Origin of the sequence: Catellatospora sp. KI3 (genome assembly GCF_029948125.1) — a bacterium.
Taxonomy (GTDB): domain Bacteria; phylum Actinomycetota; class Actinomycetes; order Mycobacteriales; family Micromonosporaceae; genus Catellatospora.
In genome coordinates, this window is record NZ_JASAMB010000008.1 from 222,809 (window position 1) to 241,997 (window position 19,189).

15 protein-coding genes are annotated in these 19,189 nt (G+C 72.3%); 7 read left to right on the forward strand and 8 right to left on the reverse strand.

Annotated features, from left to right (window positions below):
• Positions 1 to 54: 54 nt before the first annotated feature.
• The gene (locus tag QEZ54_RS15835) at positions 55 to 3,309 is read right to left on the reverse strand and encodes a carbohydrate binding domain-containing protein (RefSeq protein WP_281305354.1); all 3,255 of its coding nucleotides are present in this window, start codon (positions 3,307 to 3,309) and stop codon (positions 55 to 57) included.
• A 183-nt stretch (positions 3,310 to 3,492) separates the two neighbouring features.
• The gene (locus QEZ54_RS15840; RefSeq protein ID WP_281305355.1) at positions 3,493 to 4,221 is read right to left on the reverse strand and encodes a peptidase E; all 729 of its coding nucleotides are present in this window, start codon (positions 4,219 to 4,221) and stop codon (positions 3,493 to 3,495) included.
• An 89-nt stretch (positions 4,222 to 4,310) separates the two neighbouring features.
• Here QEZ54_RS15840 and QEZ54_RS15845 point away from each other — a divergent pair, with 89 nt between their 5' ends.
• Positions 4,311 to 4,619 carry a DUF4190 domain-containing protein gene (locus QEZ54_RS15845; protein WP_281305429.1) on the forward strand — a complete coding sequence of 103 codons (309 nt, stop codon included), beginning with the start codon at positions 4,311 to 4,313 and terminating at the stop codon, positions 4,617 to 4,619.
• A gap of 20 nt (positions 4,620 to 4,639) precedes the next feature.
• Entirely contained in the window at positions 4,640 to 5,092 is a 453-nt protein-coding gene (locus QEZ54_RS15850) for a hypothetical protein (RefSeq protein WP_281305356.1), read from the forward strand.
• 73 nt (positions 5,093 to 5,165) lie between these two features.
• On the opposite strand, the gene QEZ54_RS15855 is transcribed toward QEZ54_RS15850, so the two are convergent.
• The 3 genes from QEZ54_RS15855 to QEZ54_RS15865 form a co-directional block, all read right to left on the reverse strand.
• A complete protein-coding gene (locus tag QEZ54_RS15855; RefSeq protein WP_281305357.1) occupies positions 5,166 to 6,797 on the reverse strand; it encodes an acyl-CoA dehydrogenase family protein in 1,632 nt (543 codons plus the stop codon).
• 145 nt (positions 6,798 to 6,942) lie between these two features.
• Positions 6,943 to 7,605 (reverse strand): hypothetical protein, encoded by a 663-nt coding sequence (locus tag QEZ54_RS15860; protein ID WP_281305358.1) that lies wholly within the window; start codon positions 7,603 to 7,605, stop codon positions 6,943 to 6,945.
• A gap of 137 nt (positions 7,606 to 7,742) precedes the next feature.
• Complete coding sequence (locus tag QEZ54_RS15865; protein ID WP_281305359.1) at positions 7,743 to 8,309, reverse strand: hypothetical protein; 567 nt, start codon at positions 8,307 to 8,309, stop codon at positions 7,743 to 7,745.
• Positions 8,310 to 8,467: 158 nt separating this feature from the next.
• Here QEZ54_RS15865 and QEZ54_RS15870 point away from each other — a divergent pair, with 158 nt between their 5' ends.
• The 4 genes from QEZ54_RS15870 to QEZ54_RS15885 all read left to right on the forward strand — a co-directional run bounded on the left by QEZ54_RS15870 (position 8,468) and on the right by QEZ54_RS15885 (position 13,555).
• Positions 8,468 to 9,976: a M28 family metallopeptidase gene (locus QEZ54_RS15870; RefSeq protein ID WP_281305360.1), complete on the forward strand. Its 1,509-nt coding sequence runs from the start codon at positions 8,468 to 8,470 to the stop codon at positions 9,974 to 9,976.
• A gap of 184 nt (positions 9,977 to 10,160) precedes the next feature.
• The gene (locus tag QEZ54_RS15875; RefSeq protein WP_281305361.1) at positions 10,161 to 11,351 is read left to right on the forward strand and encodes a type III PLP-dependent enzyme; all 1,191 of its coding nucleotides are present in this window, start codon (positions 10,161 to 10,163) and stop codon (positions 11,349 to 11,351) included.
• A complete protein-coding gene (locus QEZ54_RS15880) occupies positions 11,348 to 12,832 on the forward strand; it encodes a saccharopine dehydrogenase NADP-binding domain-containing protein (RefSeq protein ID WP_281305362.1) in 1,485 nt (494 codons plus the stop codon). Before QEZ54_RS15875 ends, QEZ54_RS15880 begins: the two co-directional genes overlap by 4 nt.
• Before the next feature lie 144 nt (positions 12,833 to 12,976).
• Positions 12,977 to 13,555 (forward strand): 4'-phosphopantetheinyl transferase superfamily protein, encoded by a 579-nt coding sequence (locus QEZ54_RS15885; RefSeq protein ID WP_281305363.1) that lies wholly within the window; start codon positions 12,977 to 12,979, stop codon positions 13,553 to 13,555.
• Between the two features lie 591 nt (positions 13,556 to 14,146).
• On the opposite strand, the gene QEZ54_RS15890 is transcribed toward QEZ54_RS15885, so the two are convergent.
• Positions 14,147 to 15,328: a DMT family transporter gene (locus QEZ54_RS15890; RefSeq protein WP_281305364.1), complete on the reverse strand. Its 1,182-nt coding sequence runs from the start codon at positions 15,326 to 15,328 to the stop codon at positions 14,147 to 14,149.
• 69 nt (positions 15,329 to 15,397) lie between these two features.
• Between QEZ54_RS15890 and QEZ54_RS15895 the strand changes: the two genes are divergently transcribed.
• Positions 15,398 to 16,327 (forward strand): LysR family transcriptional regulator, encoded by a 930-nt coding sequence (locus QEZ54_RS15895; protein WP_281305365.1) that lies wholly within the window; start codon positions 15,398 to 15,400, stop codon positions 16,325 to 16,327.
• Here QEZ54_RS15895 and QEZ54_RS15900 read toward each other — a convergent pair.
• Positions 16,280 to 17,224, reverse strand: a complete 945-nt coding sequence (locus tag QEZ54_RS15900; RefSeq protein WP_281305366.1) for a hypothetical protein — start codon at positions 17,222 to 17,224, stop codon at positions 16,280 to 16,282. The genes QEZ54_RS15895 and QEZ54_RS15900 overlap by 48 nt on opposite strands.
• Positions 17,221 to 19,125 (reverse strand): 3-oxoacyl-[acyl-carrier-protein] synthase III C-terminal domain-containing protein, encoded by a 1,905-nt coding sequence (locus QEZ54_RS15905; RefSeq protein ID WP_281305367.1) that lies wholly within the window; start codon positions 19,123 to 19,125, stop codon positions 17,221 to 17,223. Before QEZ54_RS15905 ends, QEZ54_RS15900 begins: the two co-directional genes overlap by 4 nt.
• Between the last annotated feature and the right edge of the window lie 64 nt (positions 19,126 to 19,189).

Here is a 19,189-nt window from a genome sequence, read left to right on the forward strand (position 1 = left end):
AAGAAGGGGCCCTTCCTTACCTCCGGAGGAGGTGGGCGGGTGGGCGGGCGGGGGTCAGCGGGCCCAGGTGGTGTCGGTGCCGATCTTGCCCGGCGCCGGGTTTCCCGGCAGCGCGAGCACGTACACCCGCAGGTTGCCCTTGCCGGAGACGGCGGCGGTGAGCGTCCCGTTGGTGACGGTGATCGAGGTGCCGGTGACCGCGTCGGTGTAGACGCCGTTGGGCACGCCGGTGAACGTGGCGCTGCCCGAGACGGTGACCAGGGCGAAGCTGTCGACCGAGCCGCTGGTGTAGCGGCGCTTGTACGCCATCGACCCGCTCACCCCCGCGGTCGAGTACTGCCCCATCTGCAGCGCCGGGATGGCCCGCCGGATCAGGTTCAGCCGCTGCAGGTGCTTGACCAGCGGCTTGCTGAGCGTGGTGGCCACGGCCCCCGAGGAGCTGGAGACGACCCCGAAGTCGGAGGCGGTGACCGTGCCCTCCACGTTCGCGCCGTAGTAGGCCCGGCCGGTGTTGGCCAGCGGGCAGGTGGGTCCGCAGTCGATCTGCTTGCCCGCCTGGAACTCGATCTCGGAGCCGTAGTACAGCGTCGGCACGCCGCGGAACGTCCACATCAGCGAGATGTTCTCGGCCCACGCGTCGGTGCCGCCCGCGTACCGGGTGGAGGACTTGTTCGGGCCGAAGTCGTGCGAGTCGACGTAGACGACGTTGTACGTGGCGTCGTTGGTGCTGTCGTCGGAGTCGCGCCCGTTGTTGAACGCGTTGGGCGCGTCACCGAAGTTCATGTGCATGCGCATGTCGATGATGTTCATGCCGCTGAACTGGGTGCGGTCCGGGGCGTGGTACGTGTTGCCCTGCAGGAACGCGTTGGTGCTGGTCGGCTGGCCGCCGGTGCCGAGGTTGTTCTCGTAGTTGTACTGCTCGATCGCCGCGGTGACGTCGTCGGCGCTGTACTCGCGGCGCTCCTTCCAGGTGAAGAACTGGGCGGAGTGGTTGACCGAGCCGCGGTTCCACTTGTCGTTGACGAACGCGGCCACCTCGCCGAAGACGTAGAAGTCCTTGGCCTTGGTCGCGCCGTACTTGCTGATCAGCTTCGCCTCCAGCGCGGGCAGGAAGCGGCGGTTCCAGGTGACGCGCGGGATGTGCACCGCGGTGTCGATGCGGAACCCGTCCACGCCCATGTCGATGAACCGGTCGTACGCGCTGATCAGGTACTGCTGCACCGTGGCGTTCTCGGTGTTGAAGTCGGCCAGGTCCTCGTGCAGCCAGCAGCTGCGCGCGTCCTCGCCCTCCCAGTTGCCGATCCAGCACTGGTGGTACAGGTTCGCCGGGAACATGCCCGAGGTCGGGCTCGGCCACTGGCAGTTGTAGACCTTGTAGCCCTCGGCGCTGTAGAAGCCGCTGAACACGCCCCAGTTGCGGCAGGTGTTGCCGGCCGGTTCGGGTGTCGACCACAGGTCGCCGGTGTAGTAGCTCTTGCCCGAGGTCGGCTCGATCGACAGGCCGTCGTAGGTGAAGTTCGGGTTCGGCACGTCGTAGTACCAGCTCCACTGGGCGTCGCGGACGCCGTACACCTTGGGGGTGGCCAGGCCCTTGGCGCCCCAGCGGGAGCTGTGGTTGTAGACCACGTCCTGGTAGATCTTCAGGCCCTTGGCGTGGGCGGTGTCGATCAGGTTCTGGTACGACGCGCCCGGCGACTCCAGGCGGGCGTCGACGCGGAAGAAGTCGTACCCGTGGTAGCCGTGGTAGTCGTAGTCGGACCGGTTGAGCACCACCGGGGTGATCCAGATCGCGGAGAAGCCCAGGCCCTTGATGTAGTCGAGCTTCTGGATCAGGCCGGAGAAGTCGCCCCGGAACATGGGGTCGTTGTTGGCGGCGTTGCCCGACTTGACGTGCTGGCTGCCGCCCCGGTCGTTGCTCGTGTCGCCGTCGTAGAACCGCGCGGTCATCACGAAGTAGATGCTGTCCTTGCGCGGGTCGCCGCCGAGCATGGTGCCGCTGGTGACCGGCGGCGGGGTGCCGGTGGTCGCGGAGGCCGCGGCGCTCGCGGCCGAGAGGTTCCCGGCCGCGTCCATGGCCTTCACCGTGTACGAGTACCTGGTGGTCGCCGCGAGCGCGGTGTCGGTGAACGCGTTGCCGGTGGACGTGAACACGACCGTGCCCGCCGCGCCGCCGGTGCGGGTCACCTGGTAGCCGGTGACGCCCCGGTCATCGGTGGAGGCGGTCCAGGCCAGCGCGATGGAGAGCATGTTCGCGGTGGCGGTGACGTTCGTCGGCACCGTCGGGGCCGAGGTGTCCGGCGGGACCGCGCTGCACGGGTCGGTGGTGTCGTTCTTGACCACGCCGTCGCGTACCGTCGCGGTGCCCGCGCTGAGCGGGTAGTTGGCGCCGCCGTTGTTGTCCCAGGTGCCGCTGCCGTTGTTGAACGTGGCGGCCAGGCCGGTGGCGGTGCCGAGGTCGACGGTCTTCTTCACCCAGTCGGTGCAGGCCGTCTCGTTCATGAGCACGCCGGGTGCGGTGGTCCAGCTGCCGCCGGTGGGCGCCCAGTGCAGGTTGACCGTGGTCCAGGCCCGGGTCTTGGTGTAGTAGAAGACGGTGGCCTTGTTGCCGGGCGGCGCGGTCGCGCACGGGTCGCCGGTGCCCTTGACCCCGCCCGCGACGGTCACGTTGCCCGTGCCGAGCGCGTAGTTCGACCCGCCGTTGCTGTCCCAGGTGCCGCTGCCGTTGTTGAACGTGGCGGCCAGGCCGGTGGCGGTGCCGAGGTCGATGGTCTTCTTGCGCCAGCCGGTGCAGGCGGTCTCCATCGCCACGCCGGGCGAGGTGGTCCAGCTGCCACCGGTGGGCGCGTAGTGGATGTTCACCGTGGTCCAGCCCGCGGCGGGCTGGTAGTACACGGTGACGGTGTTGCCGGGGGTGGTGGTGGCGCACGGGTCGCCGGTTCCCTTGACCCCGCCGGCGACGGTGACGTTCCCGGTGCCCAGGGCGTAGTTGGCGCCGCCGTTGTTGTCCCAGGTCCCGCTGCCGTTGTTGAACACGACCTGCAGGCCGGTGGCCGTACCCAGGTCGATGGTCTTCTTGCGCCAGCCGGTGCAGGCGGCGTCCATGGCGACGCCGGGCACGGCGGTCCAGCTGCCGCCCGTGGGCGCGTAGTGGATGTTCACCGTCGTCCAGGTCGACGCCGGCTTGTAGAACACGGTCACGGTGTTGGCCGCCGACGCGGGCGGCACCGACACGACGAGGCTCGCGAGCAGCCCGATGACGGCGAGCAACAGCACGCCCCACCGGCCGCGAGCACGCTTCTGCGTTCTCACGTATGGCTCCCTGATGAGGGCCGTGCGCCTCGACCTTGCGCAAGGCAATTGAAAGTTTCTGAAAGTTAGCAACAGATGTCAGCCCTGTAAAGGGTTTCCACGCCGTGCGCACATGCCAAAGTGCACCCTCCGAGGTAGAGGGTGCACTGAAATTTCTTGCAGCCGCTGCGCGCGGCGATGAAGTTAAGGACGCAGCAGGCGCGCGCCCAGCGGCCGCTCGACCACCCCGTCGGCGGTCCGCTCCACCCGGTACGCGTCGGCGGTCTCCAGCAGGGTCACCGCCTCCACCAGCTCGGTGCCGACGTAGTGCAGCCCGGTGCCGTCGTCGGTGGCGTACCCGTCGGGCAGCAGCCCGGACTCGATGTACTCGTGCAGCTTCGCCCGGCGCGGCTGCTCCGGGAAGTCGTGGTGCACCCCGTTGCTGTACGGCAGGAACGCCAGCGAGTCGGTCACCGGGTCGAGGTCGTCGGAGAACGAGTCCGTCGAGCCGCCCACGTGCCAGCAGATGCTGCCCGCGCTGCCGCCGGCCAGCACCACCCCGGCCTCCCAGCACTCGCGCAGGATCTCGGGCAGCCGGTGCGCCCGCCACACCGCCAGCAGGTTCACCACACTGCCGCCGCTGACCCAGACGAGGTCCTGCGACAGCAGGTGCGCCCGGACGTCGGCCACGCTCGGCTGCGGGAACAGGCTCAGGTGCGAGACGGTGTGCGGCGTGTCCGCGAACGCGTCCAGGAACGAGGCGACCAGCGCCGGGTTGTCCCCCATCGCGGTGGGCACGTAGCAGATCCGGGCCGCGTCGACGCCGGTCAGCGACACCGCGTGGTCGATCAGGAGGCTGCGCGAGCGGGGCGGGTAGCCCGGCGGCGGGTTGAGGAGTCCGGACACGGCGAAGATCTGCTGGGGTCGGCGCACCGGGCGATGATGCCACACCTCCGGTGGCATGCCGACGCTAACCTCAGGGCCACCGACCATGGGAGACCGCAGTGACCGACCCCCACGGCATGCCGCCGCACCGCCCGCAGCCGCCGTACAACACGTACGCCATCCTGGCGCTGGTCCTGTCGCTGGCGGTGTTCCCGCCGCTGGGCATCTACTTCGGCATGGAGGCGAAGAAGCAGATCGCGGTCAGCGGCGAGCGCGGCATCGAGCTGGCGCAGGTCGCGATCGTCGTGGGCTGGGTGCTGACCGGGCTGTGGCTGCTGGCGTGCCTGTTCTTCTGCCTGTTCTCCGGCTTCAGCGCCGTGTTCTTCGCCGCCGTCACGGCGATCTTCGGAAGCGCGGCGGCGAGCGGGACACCAGACGGCTTCTGAGTCGGCTACCGTACGCGCCCATGGACGAACGCGAACTGCATTTCCGGTTGTGGCAGGAGGAGCGGGCCGCGCTGCTGGGAGCGCAGCGCCTGGCCGTCCTCTGGAGCGGCGCCAGCCTGGTCGTGTACGGACTGGTGGCGGCCGCGCTGATCCTGGCGGGCCGGGACCTGGGCAAGGACTACGACGTCGCCGACGCGACCGGGCCCACGGTCGGTGCCGGGGCGGTGTTCCTGCTGGTCGGCGCGTTCGGCGTCGCCGTGGCGGGCCTGTGCCTGCGCGACGCCACCGCCCACAGCAAGCGGTCCGAGGTCTGCCACCAGCACTTCGGCCCCGCCAGCCCCGACGATCCCAAGCGGGTGCTGCAGTACCGCGCGGCGGGTCAGGACAGCCAGGTGAACCTGGCACTCGTCCTCCTGCACCTCGCTGCGGCCTTCTTCGGCGTGGTCCTGGTCATCACCGGCAACGCCGCCTGAACCCGCCGCGTCGGGAAGGGACCCTTCATCTACGGAATGCGGTAAGAAGGGGCCCTTCCTTGCGCAGGCGGGCTCAGGCGGCCGGCGGGGTGCGGTCGAGGACGGCCGCCAGGTCCAGACCCGGGGGCAGCGTGCCGAACGCCAGCCCCCGGTCCCCGGCCAGGCGCGAGGCGCAGAACGCGTCGGCGACCGCCGCCGGGGCGTGCCGGACCAGCAGGCTGCCCTGCAGCACCAGCGCCATCCGCTCCACCAGGCGGCGGGCCCGCAGCTGCGCGTCGGCGGGGTCGGCCAGCTCCTTGCGCAGCTCCCGCCACGCCTGGTCGAGCCGGTCGTCGGCGCCCAGGCCGAGCCCGACCTCCCGCTCGTACGCGGCGAGGCTGGCCGGTTCGCGCTCCAGCGCGCGCAGCACGTCCAGGGCGTTGACGTTGCCCGACCCCTCCCAGATGCCGTTGAGCGGCGCCTCCCGGTAGAGCCGGGGCAGGCCCGACTCCTCGGTGTAGCCGTTGCCGCCCAGGCATTCCAGGGCCTCGGCGACCAGCGCGGGCTGCCGCTTGCACACCCAGTACTTGGCCAGCGCGGTGGCGATCCGGGCGAACGCCTGCTCGCCGCCGTCGCCGCGGGCGGCCCGGTCGACCGCGCCCGCCACCCGCAGGACCAGGGTCGTCGCCGCCTCCGACTCGACCGCCAGGTCGGCGAGCACGTTGCGCATCAGCGGCTTGTCCAGCAGCGGGCCGCCGAACGCGTGCCGGTGCCGGGCGTGGTGCACGGCCTGGACCAGCGCCGCCCGCATGCCCGCGGCCGAGCCGAGGCTGGAGTCGAGACGGGTCAGCGACACCATCTCGATGATGACCGCCACGCCGCGGCCCTGCTCGCCGACCAGCCACGCCACGGTGCCGTCGAACTCCGGTTCGGCGCTGGCGTTGCTGCGGTTGCCGAGCTTGTCCTTCAGGCGCTGGATGCGGAACGTGTTGCGGGTGCCGTCGGGCAGCACCCGGGGCACCAGGAAGCACGACAGCCCGCCCGGGGCCTGCGCCAGCACCAGGAACAGGTCGTTCATGGGCGCGCTGGTGAACCACTTGTGGCCGCGCAGCAGCCAGGTGCCGTCCCCGGCGTCGACCGCGGCGGTGCTGTTGGTGCGTACGTCGGAGCCGCCCTGCTTCTCGGTCATGCCCATGCCCGACAGCAGCCCGCGCTTGCCCAGCGGGGCGCGCAGCCCCGGGTCGTAGTCGCGCGAGGTGAGCAGCGGCTCGTAGGCGGCGGCCAGATCGGGCTGGGCCCGCAGCGCCGGCACGGCGGCGTATGTCATCGAGATCGGACAGGTGTGGCCCTGCTCGACCACGCTCCACACCAGCAGCCCCGCGGCGCGGGCCACGTGCGCGCCGGGTCGCGGATCGGCCCACGCCGCCCCGGCCAGCCCCTCGGCGACCGCGACCCGCATCAGCTCGTGCCAGGACGGGTGGAAGTCGACCTCGTCCACCCGGTTGCCGAACCGGTCGTGCGTACGCAGCACCGGCGTATACCGGTTGGCCTCGTCGCCCCACCGCTGCGCCCGCTCCGTCCCGGCCAGCCGCCCGAGCCGGTGCAGGTCCTCGGCGTACCACCCGGCGCCTTCGCGCTCCAGCGCCGCCAGCAGCGGCGGATCGGCCGCGACGTCATGGTCCACCAGCGGCGGCACCTGGTTGAACACCTCATGCGTGGCACCCATGCCGCCCATCCTCCCCCACCCCCTGAACGATCGCTAACCGCCCGCCCACCACTCGGACTGGGCGGGGGCGGGACGGGGCGGGCGGACGGGGCAGGGCGGGCGGGGGGCGGGTGCAGTTTCGGGGAAACTGCAGGAATCTTGGCCGCTATTCGTGCAGTTTCCCCGAAACTGCTGCGTCCCCGCCGCCGCTCGGCGGCGAGGGCGGGGGCGAGGGCCCGGCGGCGGGGGCGGGCGCGGGTGCGGCGGGGGCGCGGAGCCAGCCGACGGCGTTGAAGATGGCGACCAGGGTGAGCAGGAGCAGGCACAGGGCGAAGCCGCCCTGGTCGGCGATGAAGTCGGCGGCGGTCTTGCCCGACGGCATCGGCGCGGTCAGCTGCTCGCGCAGCCGCGACTCCAGCAGCGCCCGCGCGGTGGCCTGGTTCGCGACCAGGAACACCACCCCGATCGCGGCGGCCAGCGCCGTGGCCGCCCGCCGTGCCCGCACCCCGCCGATCGCGAGCGCCGCCGCGAGACCGGCCACGACCAGCACCAACACCGCGATGGCGAGCGGCTGCGGCGGCAGCGTGTCGTCCTGGGCCTGTGCGGCCGGGCGCAGATGGTCCGGGGTGACCTCGGGCGCGCCGCCGACGGCCAGGTCCCAGCCGGTGTAGGTGGTGGTGCCGCCGGGCGCGGCCCGGCCGTAGCCGCCCGGCGCGTCGCAGGACACCGCGAGGAACGGCAGGAGCAGACAGAATCCGGCCAGGATCAGCGCGGCCGGGCTGGCCCAGCGCGCGGTGGTCCGGGTCGATCGACGTAGATCGAAAGCCACGGCCGTCAGCGTAGGCGGGGTGGCACCGGCGCGCACGTCGAGCGACCGGGCCCGCATGTCGAGCGGCCCGCACGTCGGGCGGCCGGGTCCGCACCTCGATCGGCCGAGCCCGCCACGTCGGGCGGCCGGGTCGGCGGTCAGCCCAGGTCGACGACCGGCACGGTAGGGCCGTGGTAGGCGATCGCCGCCCGCAGCGCCTGCTCGTCCAGCTTCCAGCCGGACGCGGCCCGGCTGTTGCGCACCACCTCGGCGGGCACGTGCGACAGCAGCGCCGCCGAGACGGCCTCGGCCGCCCGGCGCACGCTCCCGGCCGGGGGCGCCTGGGCCGCGCCGGTCCGCCGCACGCCGACGTAGCGGAACCGGTGCCTGCTGTGGCCCCCGTGCACCACCTGCGTGAACAGCACGACCTCCGCGATCTCGGCCCACGGCACCAGCACGCTGCCGGACCGGTACCGCACCGGCGGCCCGCCCAGCAGGATCCCGGCGGCGTCGACGCGCAGGGCGACCTTGCGGCTGGCCGCGTTGTACAGCATCAGCAGCCCGCCTACTCCGAACAGGGCGAACGTCAGCACCCGCACGGGCGGCTCCATGTCGACGCCGGGCAGTGCGGCCACCGCCGTGAACAGGGCGCAGACGGCGAGTATCAGCACCTGCCTGAGGTTGAAGCCGTAGCGGGCGACGTACTCGGCGGGGATCTGGTCCATGGGGCGGGATCATGCCATCCGCTCGCGCGCCGGTGGGGACACCCAGCTCGTACCCAGTCGGCACCGAAATGATTTTCAGTATTCACATTCGTCATTGGAGGTCATATCCTGCGGGCGCCGGTGACCCCCGGCGATCCCCATACCGTGAGGAGTACCACTTGAGACCCCAACCGGTCCTACGCGGTCTGCTGACCCTGGCCCTGGTCACCGCGGGCGCGCTGGCCGCGCCCGGTGCCCAGGCCGCCGCCCCGGCCCCGGCGCTCCCGGCTGCAGCGCTGGCCGCCCCGAACATCTCCCTGACCAACGTCAAGGCGCACCTGACCCAGTTCCAGAGCATCGCGACCGCCAACGGCGGCAACCGCCGCTCGAACACGTCGGGCTACACGGCGTCGGTGAACTACGTCTACGACAAGCTGGTGGCGGCGGGCTTCACCGTGGTGAAGCAGAGCTGCACCTCGGGCTGCACCTCCGGCGCGGGCCCGAACGTGATCGCGGACTGGCCGGGCGGCGACGCCAACAGCGTCTACATGTTCGGCGCCCACCTCGACGGCGTCGCGGCGGGTCCGGGCATCAACGACAACGCCTCGGGCTCGTCGACCATCCTGGAGATCGCGCTGACCCTGGCCGCGACCAAGCCGAGCATGCTCAACCACGTGCGGTTCGGCTGGTGGACCGACGAGGAGCAGGGCCTCAACGGCTCGGAGTTCTACGCCAACAACCTGTCGTCGACCGAGCGCGCCAAGATCAAGGCGTACTTCAACTTCGACATGGTGGGCTCCAAGAACGGCGGCTACTTCATCAACCGGATCACGTCGACGCCGGGCGCGGTGCTCAAGGCGTACTACGACTCGATCGGGGTGCAGACCGAGGAGAACACCGAGGGCGCCGGGCGCTCCGACGACGCCTCGTTCAACACCATCGGCGTGCAGACCTCGGGGGTGGCCGCGGGTGCGTCGCGGGTCAAGACCGCGGCGCAGGTCACCAAGTGGGGCGGCACCCAGTCGGCGTTCGACGCCTGCTACCACGCCTCGTGCGACACCACCAGCAACATCAGCGACACGGTGCTGGACCGGGCCGGCGACGCGGCGGCGTACGCGCTGTGGGGCCTGGCCACCGGCACTCCGGCCACCACGGTGTGGCAGGACACCTTCGAGACCGCGACCGGGTGGACCACCAACCCGAACGCGACCGACACCGCCACCACCGGCGCCTGGGAGCGCGGCGACCCGGCCGATACCAACTCCAGCGGCGCCAAGCAGCTCGGCACCACCGTCTCCGGAACCAACGACCTGGTCACGGGTCGTCTGGCGGGCACGGCCGCGGGCGACTACGACCTCGACGGGGGTACGACCAGCGTCCGCTCCCCCGCGGTGACGCTGCCGTCCTCGGGCGCGATCAACCTGTCGCTGTCGTGGTACCTGGCGCACGGGTCGAACTCCTCCAGCGCCGACTTCTTCCGCGTCTCGGTCGTGCACAGCGGCGGCACCACCATCCTGTTCACCCAGGCCGGGGCGGCCGGCAACCGCAACGGCGCGTGGGCGCAGGGGACGTGGAGCCTCAGCCCGTACGCGGGGCAGTCGGTGCGGATCCTGATCGAGGCCGCCGACGCCTCCACCGCCAGCCTCGTCGAGGCCGGCGTCGACGACGTGAAGATCACCGTATCGTGACGCGTGTCACCTGATCGGGTGAGGGCGGGCCGCGGTGCGGCCCGCCCTCACCTGCGTATGACCATCGCCACACTCTGTCACGGCGTCCCGCCCCGCGGTTGTTCACCGTTTGGCCCTAGACTCCTCCGTCGGCGTTACCGCACCGGGTGCGCAGCAAACCCTTCAGTGGAGGATTAGCGAGACAATGGCGATGACCAACGGCACCACCCTGGTCACCACGATCGCGGCAGGCAACCGCGAGATCCAGGACTTCCTAGACACGACCCGGCAGGAAACCCCCTACCTGGTCATCGACACCAAGGTCGCGGCGGACAAGTACCTCCGCCTGACCGGCGCCTTCCGCCAGACCCAGGTCTTCTACGCGGTCAAGGCCAACCCTCAGCCGCAGCTGATCAGGCGACTCGCCCGGCTCGGCTCCTCGTTCGACGTGGCAAGCCCCGCAGAGATCGACCTGTGCCTCTCCGAGGGTGCGGATCCGGGCCGCCTGTCCTACGGGAACACCATCAAGAAGGCCTCCGACATCCGCTACGCCTACGAACGCGGCGTGCGGCTGTTCGTCTTCGACAGCGAGGCCGAGCTCCAGAAGATCGCCGAGAACGCTCCCGGCTCTTCCGTCTTCTGCCGCCTGCTGGCCGCCAGCGACGGCGCCCAGTGGCCGCTGAGCCGCAAGTTCGGCTGCACGCCGGACATGGCGGTGGAGCTGCTGGACTCGGCCCGCCGGATCGGGCTCGTCCCGGTCGGCATCTCGTTCCATGTGGGCTCGCAGCAGCTAGACCCGACCCGGTGGGAACCCAGCGTCGCCCATGCGGCGCGGGTCTTCCGGGCGCTGGCCGACCGCGGCGTGAACCTGTGGCTGCTCGACGTCGGCGGGGGCTTCCCCACCGGCTACCAGCAGGAGGTAGCGCCGATCGAGCAGTACGCGGAGGCGATCGAGGGGGCGGTGGACCGCCACTTCGCCGACCTGCCCGCGCCGCACCTGGCCGTCGAGCCGGGCCGCTACATCGCCGCCGACACCGGGGTGCTGCGCGCCCAGGTGGTGCTGGTGTCGCAGAAGTCCTACGAGGACGACCACCGATGGGTCTACCTGGACATCGGTCGCTTCGGCGGACTGGCGGAGACGGAAGGCGAGGCGATCCAGTACCGCCTGGTCACCGCCCGCGACGGCGAACCGTGCGGACCGGTCAAGCTCGCGGGCCCGACCTGCGACAGCGTCGACATCCTGTACGAGAAGGCCCCCTACCGGCTCCCGCTGGACCTCAAACCCGGCGATTATGTGGACATCCTGGGCACCGGGGCTTATACCACCACGTATTCTTCCGTTGGCTTCAACGGATTCGCACCATTGGCAACGTTCTGTATCGGAGACGGCGCGTGACGACTTCCATTCCCAAGCTGGCCTTCACCGGCCGCATCCTCCTGCTCGGCAGCGGCTCTGTGTCCCAGTGCCTGCAACCGCTGCTGCTGCGCCACCTGGACATGGACTTCACGCGCCTGACCGTGATGGACTTCGAGGATCTCGCCCACACCGCCGCGGAGGTGACCGCCGCGGGCGGCACCTACGTGCGGGAGCGGATCACCCCGGAGAACATCGAGACCAAGCTGGCCGAGTACGTCGGCGACGGCGACCTGCTGATCAACCTGGCGTGGAACATCGACACGCCCACGATCATCGACTGGTGCCAGCGCCACGGGACCCTCTACGTCGACACCTCCGTCGAGGAGTGGGACCCGTACGCCGACCAGCTCAACGCCACGCCGCAGTCGCGCACCCTCTACGCCCGGCACATGCGGCTGCGTGAGAAGGCCAAGTCGTGGAAGGCCGACGGCCCCACCGCGGTCGTCGAGCACGGCGCCAACCCGGGCCTGGTCAGCCACTGGACCAAGGTCGCGCTCACCGACATCGCCACCGCGATGCTCAAGGAGCCCGAGCGCCTGGCCCGCCCGCTGGACGAGGCCCACCGCGCCCGCCTGGAGGAGGCCCTGGCCGGCCGCGACTTCGCGGCCCTGGGCAAGGAGACCGGCACCAAGGTCATCCACATCTCCGAGCGCGACACCCAGATCGGCGACAAGCCCAAGCAGGTCGGCGAGTTCGTCAACACCTGGTCGGTCGAGGGCTTCTACGAGGAGGGCATCGCCCCGGCCGAGCTCGGCTGGGGCACGCACGAGCCGTCGCTGCCCGAGCACGCGTACACGCACGAGTCCGGCCCGCAGAACCAGATCTGCCTGGCCCAGACCGGCATCACCACGTACGTGCGCTCCTGGGTGCCGCTGGGCGGCCCGATCGTCGGCATGGTGGTCCGCCACGGTGAGGCCTTCACCATCAGCGACCACCTGACCGTGTGGGAGGACGGCCAGGCCGTGTACCGCCCGACCGTGCACTACGCCTACCTGCCCACCGACGCGGCGATGGCCTCGCTGTACGAGTGCCGCATGAACGGCTACCAGCTGCAGACCGACCAGCGCATCATGAACGACGAGATCGTCAGCGGCATCGACGAGCTGGGCGTGCTGCTGCTCGGCCACGAGCTCAACGGCTGGTGGGTCGGCTCGCAGCTGAGCATCGACGAGTCGCGCGCGCTGGTGGCGCACCAGAACGCGACCACCCTGCAGGTGGCCGCCTCGGTGCTGGGCGCCGTCTACTGGATGGTGCAGAACCCGAACAAGGGCCTGTGCGTCCCGGACGACCTCGACCACGAGACCGTCCTGTCGGTGGCCAACCCGTACCTGGGCCCGGTTCCGTCGGTGCACACCGACTGGACCCCGCGCAGCGCGCACTACGAGCCGTTCGCCAACTTCCGTCCGGCGTCCGGCGACGACAGCGAGCCGTGGGCGTTCGCCAACTTCCTGGTGAGCTGACCTGCCCGACCGACCGTTCGGTCGGTCAGCAGGCGCGTCCGGTGGCCGCGACCCGTACTCGGGTCGCGGCCACCGCCGTATCAGCGCCGGGCCGCGACCGGCCCACCGATACCGCCCGGCAGGCCCGCGTGGTGTGCTCGGCTGGTGCTGCGTGTGTGGGTCTCCGAATCGCACTGCGCCACCTGCCTGGCCCGCCTGGCCGTGGCGCAGACCCTCGACACCTGCCCGACCACGGTCCGCGTGCACCGCGACCCGTCCGGGCGGCCGCTGCTGCCGGCCCACCCGCAGCTGCACCTGTCGCTGACCCATACCGAGGGCGTGGCGGCGGTCGCGCTGAGCACGCTCGGCCCGGTCGGCATCGACGTCGAGCTGCGCCGCGAACTGCCCGCCGCGGAGCTGGCCGAGCGCTGGTTCCACGCCCGCGAGGCGGGCTGGGTACGCGAGCGCCCGCAGGACTTCCTGGCCCTGTGGACCCAGAAGGAGGCCGTCGGCAAGGCCCTGGGCACCGGGCTGCGCGGCGGCGGCCTGCGCCGCGAGATGCCGCTGCCGCCACCGGCCGACGGCACCGCCCTCACCGCCGTCGTCCCCGGCACCCGCGGCGTCGCCCTGTCCGGCACCGCCCTGTCCCGCCCCGACGGCGCGGAGCTGGTCCTCGCCGTCGCCTGCGCCGCCGCCCTGGGCACCCAGGTCGACCTCGACACCGCCGACCTCGACCCCCGCTGACCCGTGCCCGCGGCTGCTCCGCAGGGTTTGGAAGGGACCCTTCTACTACGGAAAGCGATAAGAAGGGGCCCTTCCTTACCTCAGGGCAGGCGCTGGAGGCGGGTGGCGACGGGGGTCATGAGGGCCTGGAGCTGGCGCTCGGCGCCGGTCTGGTCCTCGGCGGAGCTGAACAGCCGCGTGACCACGTGCCCCCGGCCCAGGTACGCGAAGCAGGCGGTGTCGCCGGAGCCCTCGAAGCAGGCCGCGACCGCGCCGGTGAACCCGGCGGGCAGCTTGATCTGGTGCTTGGCCGCCTTGCGGTAGGTCACGTCGTCCTCGCTGAACGAGCCGCACCCCGCCAGGTTCGACTTGACCTTGGCGAGCACCGTCGCGGCGGTCTGCTTCGGCAGCACGTACGCGTCCTGCCCGGCGATGCCGTGCCCGGTCCACCACGCCCGCGACCACGCCGCGACCGCGCGCCCCTCGGCGGTCGACGACGCCGCCCGCTCCCCGCACGCCGGGACCACCCCGTACGCGTAGTTCACCTGGTGGTCCTGGTCGAAGGTGCGCTCGAAGTCGGCCACGGCGAACACCGCGTCGGCCTTCAGCTCCTCATCGGTGACCAGTGCCGCCTGCAGCTGCTCGGCCGCCGACAGCGCGGCCCGCGCCGACGGCGTCGCGGCGCCCGTCGGGGCCGGAGTGCTGTCCGGGCTGCTCGGGGCGGCGTGGAACACCGGCGTCGGCCCGTCGGCGCAGCCCGCGCCGAGCATCACCGCGAGCAGGGCCAGGGGCAGGAAGCGGCGCATGGGTCGGGGTCTCCTCCGCGTGTCGATCGCCCCGCACGATACCCGCGTCGACCGGCTGCGCGTCCGCCGCCGCCCGCGCGGTGCGCCGGGGCCACTGCAGCACCGCGACCGAGGCGAGCACGGCCAGCCCGCCGACGGCCTGCGCCGGGGTGAGGCGCTCGCCGAAGACCAGCGCCATCGCGGCGACGGTGACGGCCGGTTCGGCGCAGGACAGGATCGCCGCGGTCGAGGCGCCCACCTCGCGTACGCCGACGAACACACACGCGATCGGCACCACCGTCGAGCAGGCCGCCAGCAGCGCGACCCAGACCCACGCCGACGCCTCGGCCGGGGCGTGCAGGCTCCCGGTGACCAGCCCGGTCAGGCCCAGGCTGACCGCGGCGCCGGTGCAGACGATCGCGGTCACCGCGAACAGGTCCAGGTCGGCGGGCAGGCCCTCGCTGACAGTCAGGTACAGCGAGTACGCCACGGCGGCGCCCAGCGCCAGCAGCACCCCGGCCCCGGCGGCGGAGCCCTTGACGCCGCCCGCGCCCAGCATCAGCAGCAGCCCGCCCGCCGAGCAGGCCAGCGCGGCCAGGCGGCGCCGGTCGGCGCGCTCGCGGCGCAGCACCACGGCGATGACGGTGACCAGCGCGGGGTACGCGTACAGCAGCAGCGCCGTCAGCGAGGCGTCGATGCGGGCCAGGGCCCCGAAGTAGAGGCCGGACTGGCAGGCGTACCCGATCGCGCCCAGCCCGATCGCGACCAGCAGGCTGCGCCCGGTGGGCAGCTGCGGGCGGCGCCACGCCACCACCGCCCACAGCAGCACGGCGGCCAGGGCGAACCGGGCCGTCAGCAGCGTCGGCACGTTCAGTCCGGCGGCGTAGGCGTGCTTGGCGAACACGGCCGAGACGCCGAAACCGGCGGCGGCGAGCAGGCACAGCGCGACACCGCGCCGGGCCGAGCGGTGCGGGGCGGTGCAGGTCGGGGCGGGGGGAGCCGAGGACACACCAAGACGGTAGGGCGGGCTCAGCCATCGAGGTAGCCTTGGATTCCAGCACATACCGAAGGAATGTCCTTGATCTCACTGCACCAGTTGCGCTGCTTCCTGACCACGCTGGAGCACGGCTCGTTCACCGCCGCCGCGACCGCGCTCGGCTACGCCCAGCCGTCGGTCTCCGAGCAGGTCCGGCTGCTGGAGCAGCAGCTGGACACGGTCCTGTTCCAGCGGATCGGCCGGGGCCTGGTGCCCACCGAGGCGGCCCGCGCCCTGGCCCCGCACGCCGCCACGGCGCTCGGCGCGGTCGCCGAGGCCCGCCGCGCCGTCGCGTCGGTGCGCCAGCTGCTCACCGGCACGGTCCGCTTCGGGGTGTTCCGCACCGCCCGCTTCTACCTCGCCGCCGACCTCGTCGCCGACGTGCTCGAACAGCACCCCGGCATCCGGGTCGAGCTGGTCGGGCAGAACTCCGCCGAGATCCTGGAGCAGCTGCGCCGCGGCCGCCTCGAAGCGGCCGTCATCGCGCTGCCCGTCGCCGACGAGGGCATGGTCGTCACCCCCGTGCTGCGCGACGAGCTGGTGTACGTCAGCGCCGACCCGGCCCGCCTGTCCGGCCGGATCACCCCCGCCGCCCTGGCCGACGCCCCGCTGGTGCTGCCCGACGCGAGCTGGCGCGACGACGACACCACCCGCCGCCAGCTCAACCACGCGGTCCAGCACATCGGCCGGTCGCTGCGCCCGCGGGTGGAGGTCGAGGACACCGAGACCGCCTTGGAGATCGCCGCACGCGGCCTGGCCGACACCGTCACCTGGCGCGGCGTGCTGCACAACCTCGGCGACCGGCTGCCCGCCGGGCTGGGCTGGGCCCCGCTGCGCCCGGCGATGTACGAGGAGTTCGCCATCGTGCACCGCCGCGACGCCGAGCTGTCACCCGCCACCCGCGTGGTGACCGCCATCGCCACCTCACGCATGCGCGCCCTCGACCGCGCCATGCGCCCCCGCGCGGCCTGAAACCCCGTCCAAGTTGCCGGGCAACCGGGCGTATCTTGGGCCCCCGTTCCCCCGAATGCCCGGCAACTCACCCCCGGCCTGGCGGTCGCGGAGGCGGACCAGGTGTTCGTGGGCGTATTCGCAGATCACCGCATGTTCGTAGACGGCTCGGGGGACGTCGAGGCCGGTGTCGAGGCGGACGGTGATGCCGGCGGGGCGCCAGCGCAGGAAGGTCTCGTCGCCGGTGGTGTCGGCCAGTAGGGCCAGGAGGGAGGCGTCCAGGCGCATCGAGTGCACCGCGCGCTGGTACTCCGGCACGGTCAGGCACAGCGCGAACGGGATGTTCATCAGGCACAGCGCGGTCTGGATGTCCAGCCGCAGCCAGCGCCGCCGCCCGGGAGCCGGGTCGATCGGCGGGACGTCCAGCATCGACAGGTCGAGGCGGTCGGGGCGGGGCCTGGGCACGCCGGTGCCCAGGCCGATCAGCACCTCGTACACGTTGACGTCGTGTTCGATGACGGCCCGGTCGCCGAGCCGGGCCAGGGTCGTGGGGCGCAGCACCGGCTCGGGCACGCCCGCGACCGGGGCGTTGCGGACCAGGAAGGCCAGCAGGTTCGTCTCGGTGATGAAGTGGCGGACCAGCAGGGTGCCGGCCTCCGGGTGGACGAAGCGGTGCAGGAACCACACGCACAGGCGGTCCATCGTGCCGTGCGCCGACAGCGGCACCGGGACGAGCCGCTTGAGCACCCGGATCAGCCACACCAGCACCGCGGAGCAGGGCCGGACCACGGGGTACAGCCAGCGCCGGGTCCACCGCCGCTGGTCGCGCACGACCAGCCGCAGCGTCGCGGGGTCCATCGGCACCGCCGGGTCGGCCAGCATCGCCGTCCACACCGACGGGTCGCGCAGGGTCCTCACGCGTCCACCTCCGCCAGCTGCAGCGCGTACAGCCGCGCCACCACCTCGGCGGTACGCACCACCCGCGCCGCCCGCGCCGCGTCCAGCACCCCCTCGCGCAGCAGGTGTGCCAGTTCGGCGAAGTGCCCGTCGTCGGCCTCCCCGTGGTAGGCCAGGAACCGCACCTGGTCCTCGCGCAGCGCCAGCTGCTCGCGCAGCGAGTCCGCCCAGCCCAGCGCCAGCGCCGTGCCCAGCCCCTCGATGATGAACATCGCCCCCAGCAGGTCCACCGGGTCCGGCTGGCTCGCCTGGTGGAACATGTACGCCGACAGCGCCTCCGACCCGATGTTCTTGCGCCCGCCCTGGATCTCCGCCAGCTCGCCCCCGGCCGCCACGAAGTCGCGCTCCAGCAGCTGGTAGTCGCGGTGCTCCTCGGCCGCGTGCTTGATCGCGGCGCTGCGCAGCGCGAACAGCTCCACCGAGAAGTTCGACGCGGCCCGGCTGATCCACCGGCCGCCCTCCACCACCTGCTGGCGCAGGTGCAGCAGCAGCCGCCGGTAGTCGGCCAGCGTCGCGGTGCCGGTGTCGATGCGCCGCACCAGCGGGACCGCCCGGACCTGCCGCTCGAAGTCGCCCCAGACCCGGGCCAGCTCCAGCACCGTCCAGCGCACCTCGTCGCCGTCCTCCGGCAGCGGCTGCCCGAGCGGTGACGGGGTGGCCGCCACCGGCGCCGCCGTCGGCTCGAACCCGGTCCGGGCGGGCAGCACGGGCTCGGCGTGGGGCACCCGGCGGACCGGCGGTGCCGGTTCCGCGCCGGTGCCGCTGTCGACGCAGGTCAGGTGGGCGAAGGCGAGGGAGTAGCGGCCCGACTCGGGCACGATCAGCAGGGTGCGGTCACCTGGCTTGAACCGGCCCGTCCGCCACGCCTCCTCCAGCATCACGAAGATGCTGGCGGCCCCCGTATTGCCGCGGCTGTGCAGGTTGGTGAACCAGCGCTGCTCGTCGATCATCAGGTCGGCGCCGCGCAGCAGGTCGAAGATCTCGCCCCGGAAGTGCTCGGCGCTGTAGTGGCACAGCACGTGCTCGATCTCGTCGGTCCGGAACCGGCCGGCCCGGACCAGCGCCATGAACTCGCGCAGCCCCAGCTGGAACAGGGCGGGCAGGTTCTTCACGTCCTGGCGCAGCCGGATCAGCCCCCGGTCCACCGCCTCGCCCAGGTCGGCGCCGTCCTGCCAGGTCTGGCCGACGACCGGTTCGCCACCGGCCGACATGCACACCTGCCGCTCATTGGCGTACGACACCACGTGCGTCCAGTCCAGGCGCAGGCTCAGCCCGCCGGGCCGCGGGGCGCCCTCCAGCACCACCGCGCCCGCCCCGTCCGACAGCGTCCAGCGCAGGAACTCCGCGTCGAACGTGCTGCGGGCCCCCTCGTACCGGCTCTGCCGCAGCGAGCGGCTGACCAGCTCCGACCCGACCACCACGGCCGCGTCGTGCTCGCCCAGCCGCACCGCCCGCGCGGCCGCGGCCAGCGCCGTCATGCTCGACGCGCACACCCCGCCCGCCGACAGCAGCTCCATCGCCGGGCCGCCCAGCCGCCCGTGCACCATCGAGGCGAACCCCGGCACCAGCAGGTCGCCCTGGGTCGTCCCGGCCGCCAGCATGCCCACCGACTCCACCGGCAGGTCCCGGTCCTTGAGCGCGTCGCGGACCGCCTCGGCGGCCAGCTCCTCGTTGAGCATGGTCACCTCGCCGCGCTCGTCCAGCGCGTAGTGGCGGGTGCGGATGCCGTTGGCGGCCAGCACCCGGGCCCGCAGGGCCGCGCCGCGCTCGCCCGCGCCGAGGCGGCGCGCCATCTGCTCACTGTCCAGCGGCTCCCCGGGCAGGTACGCCCCGAAACCGGTCAGGTACACGTTTCCAGCCATGCCCTCGATTCAGCCAGAGCCCGCGCGGCGGCGAATCGGGGCGCGTACTCAGGTTCGGCGGCGG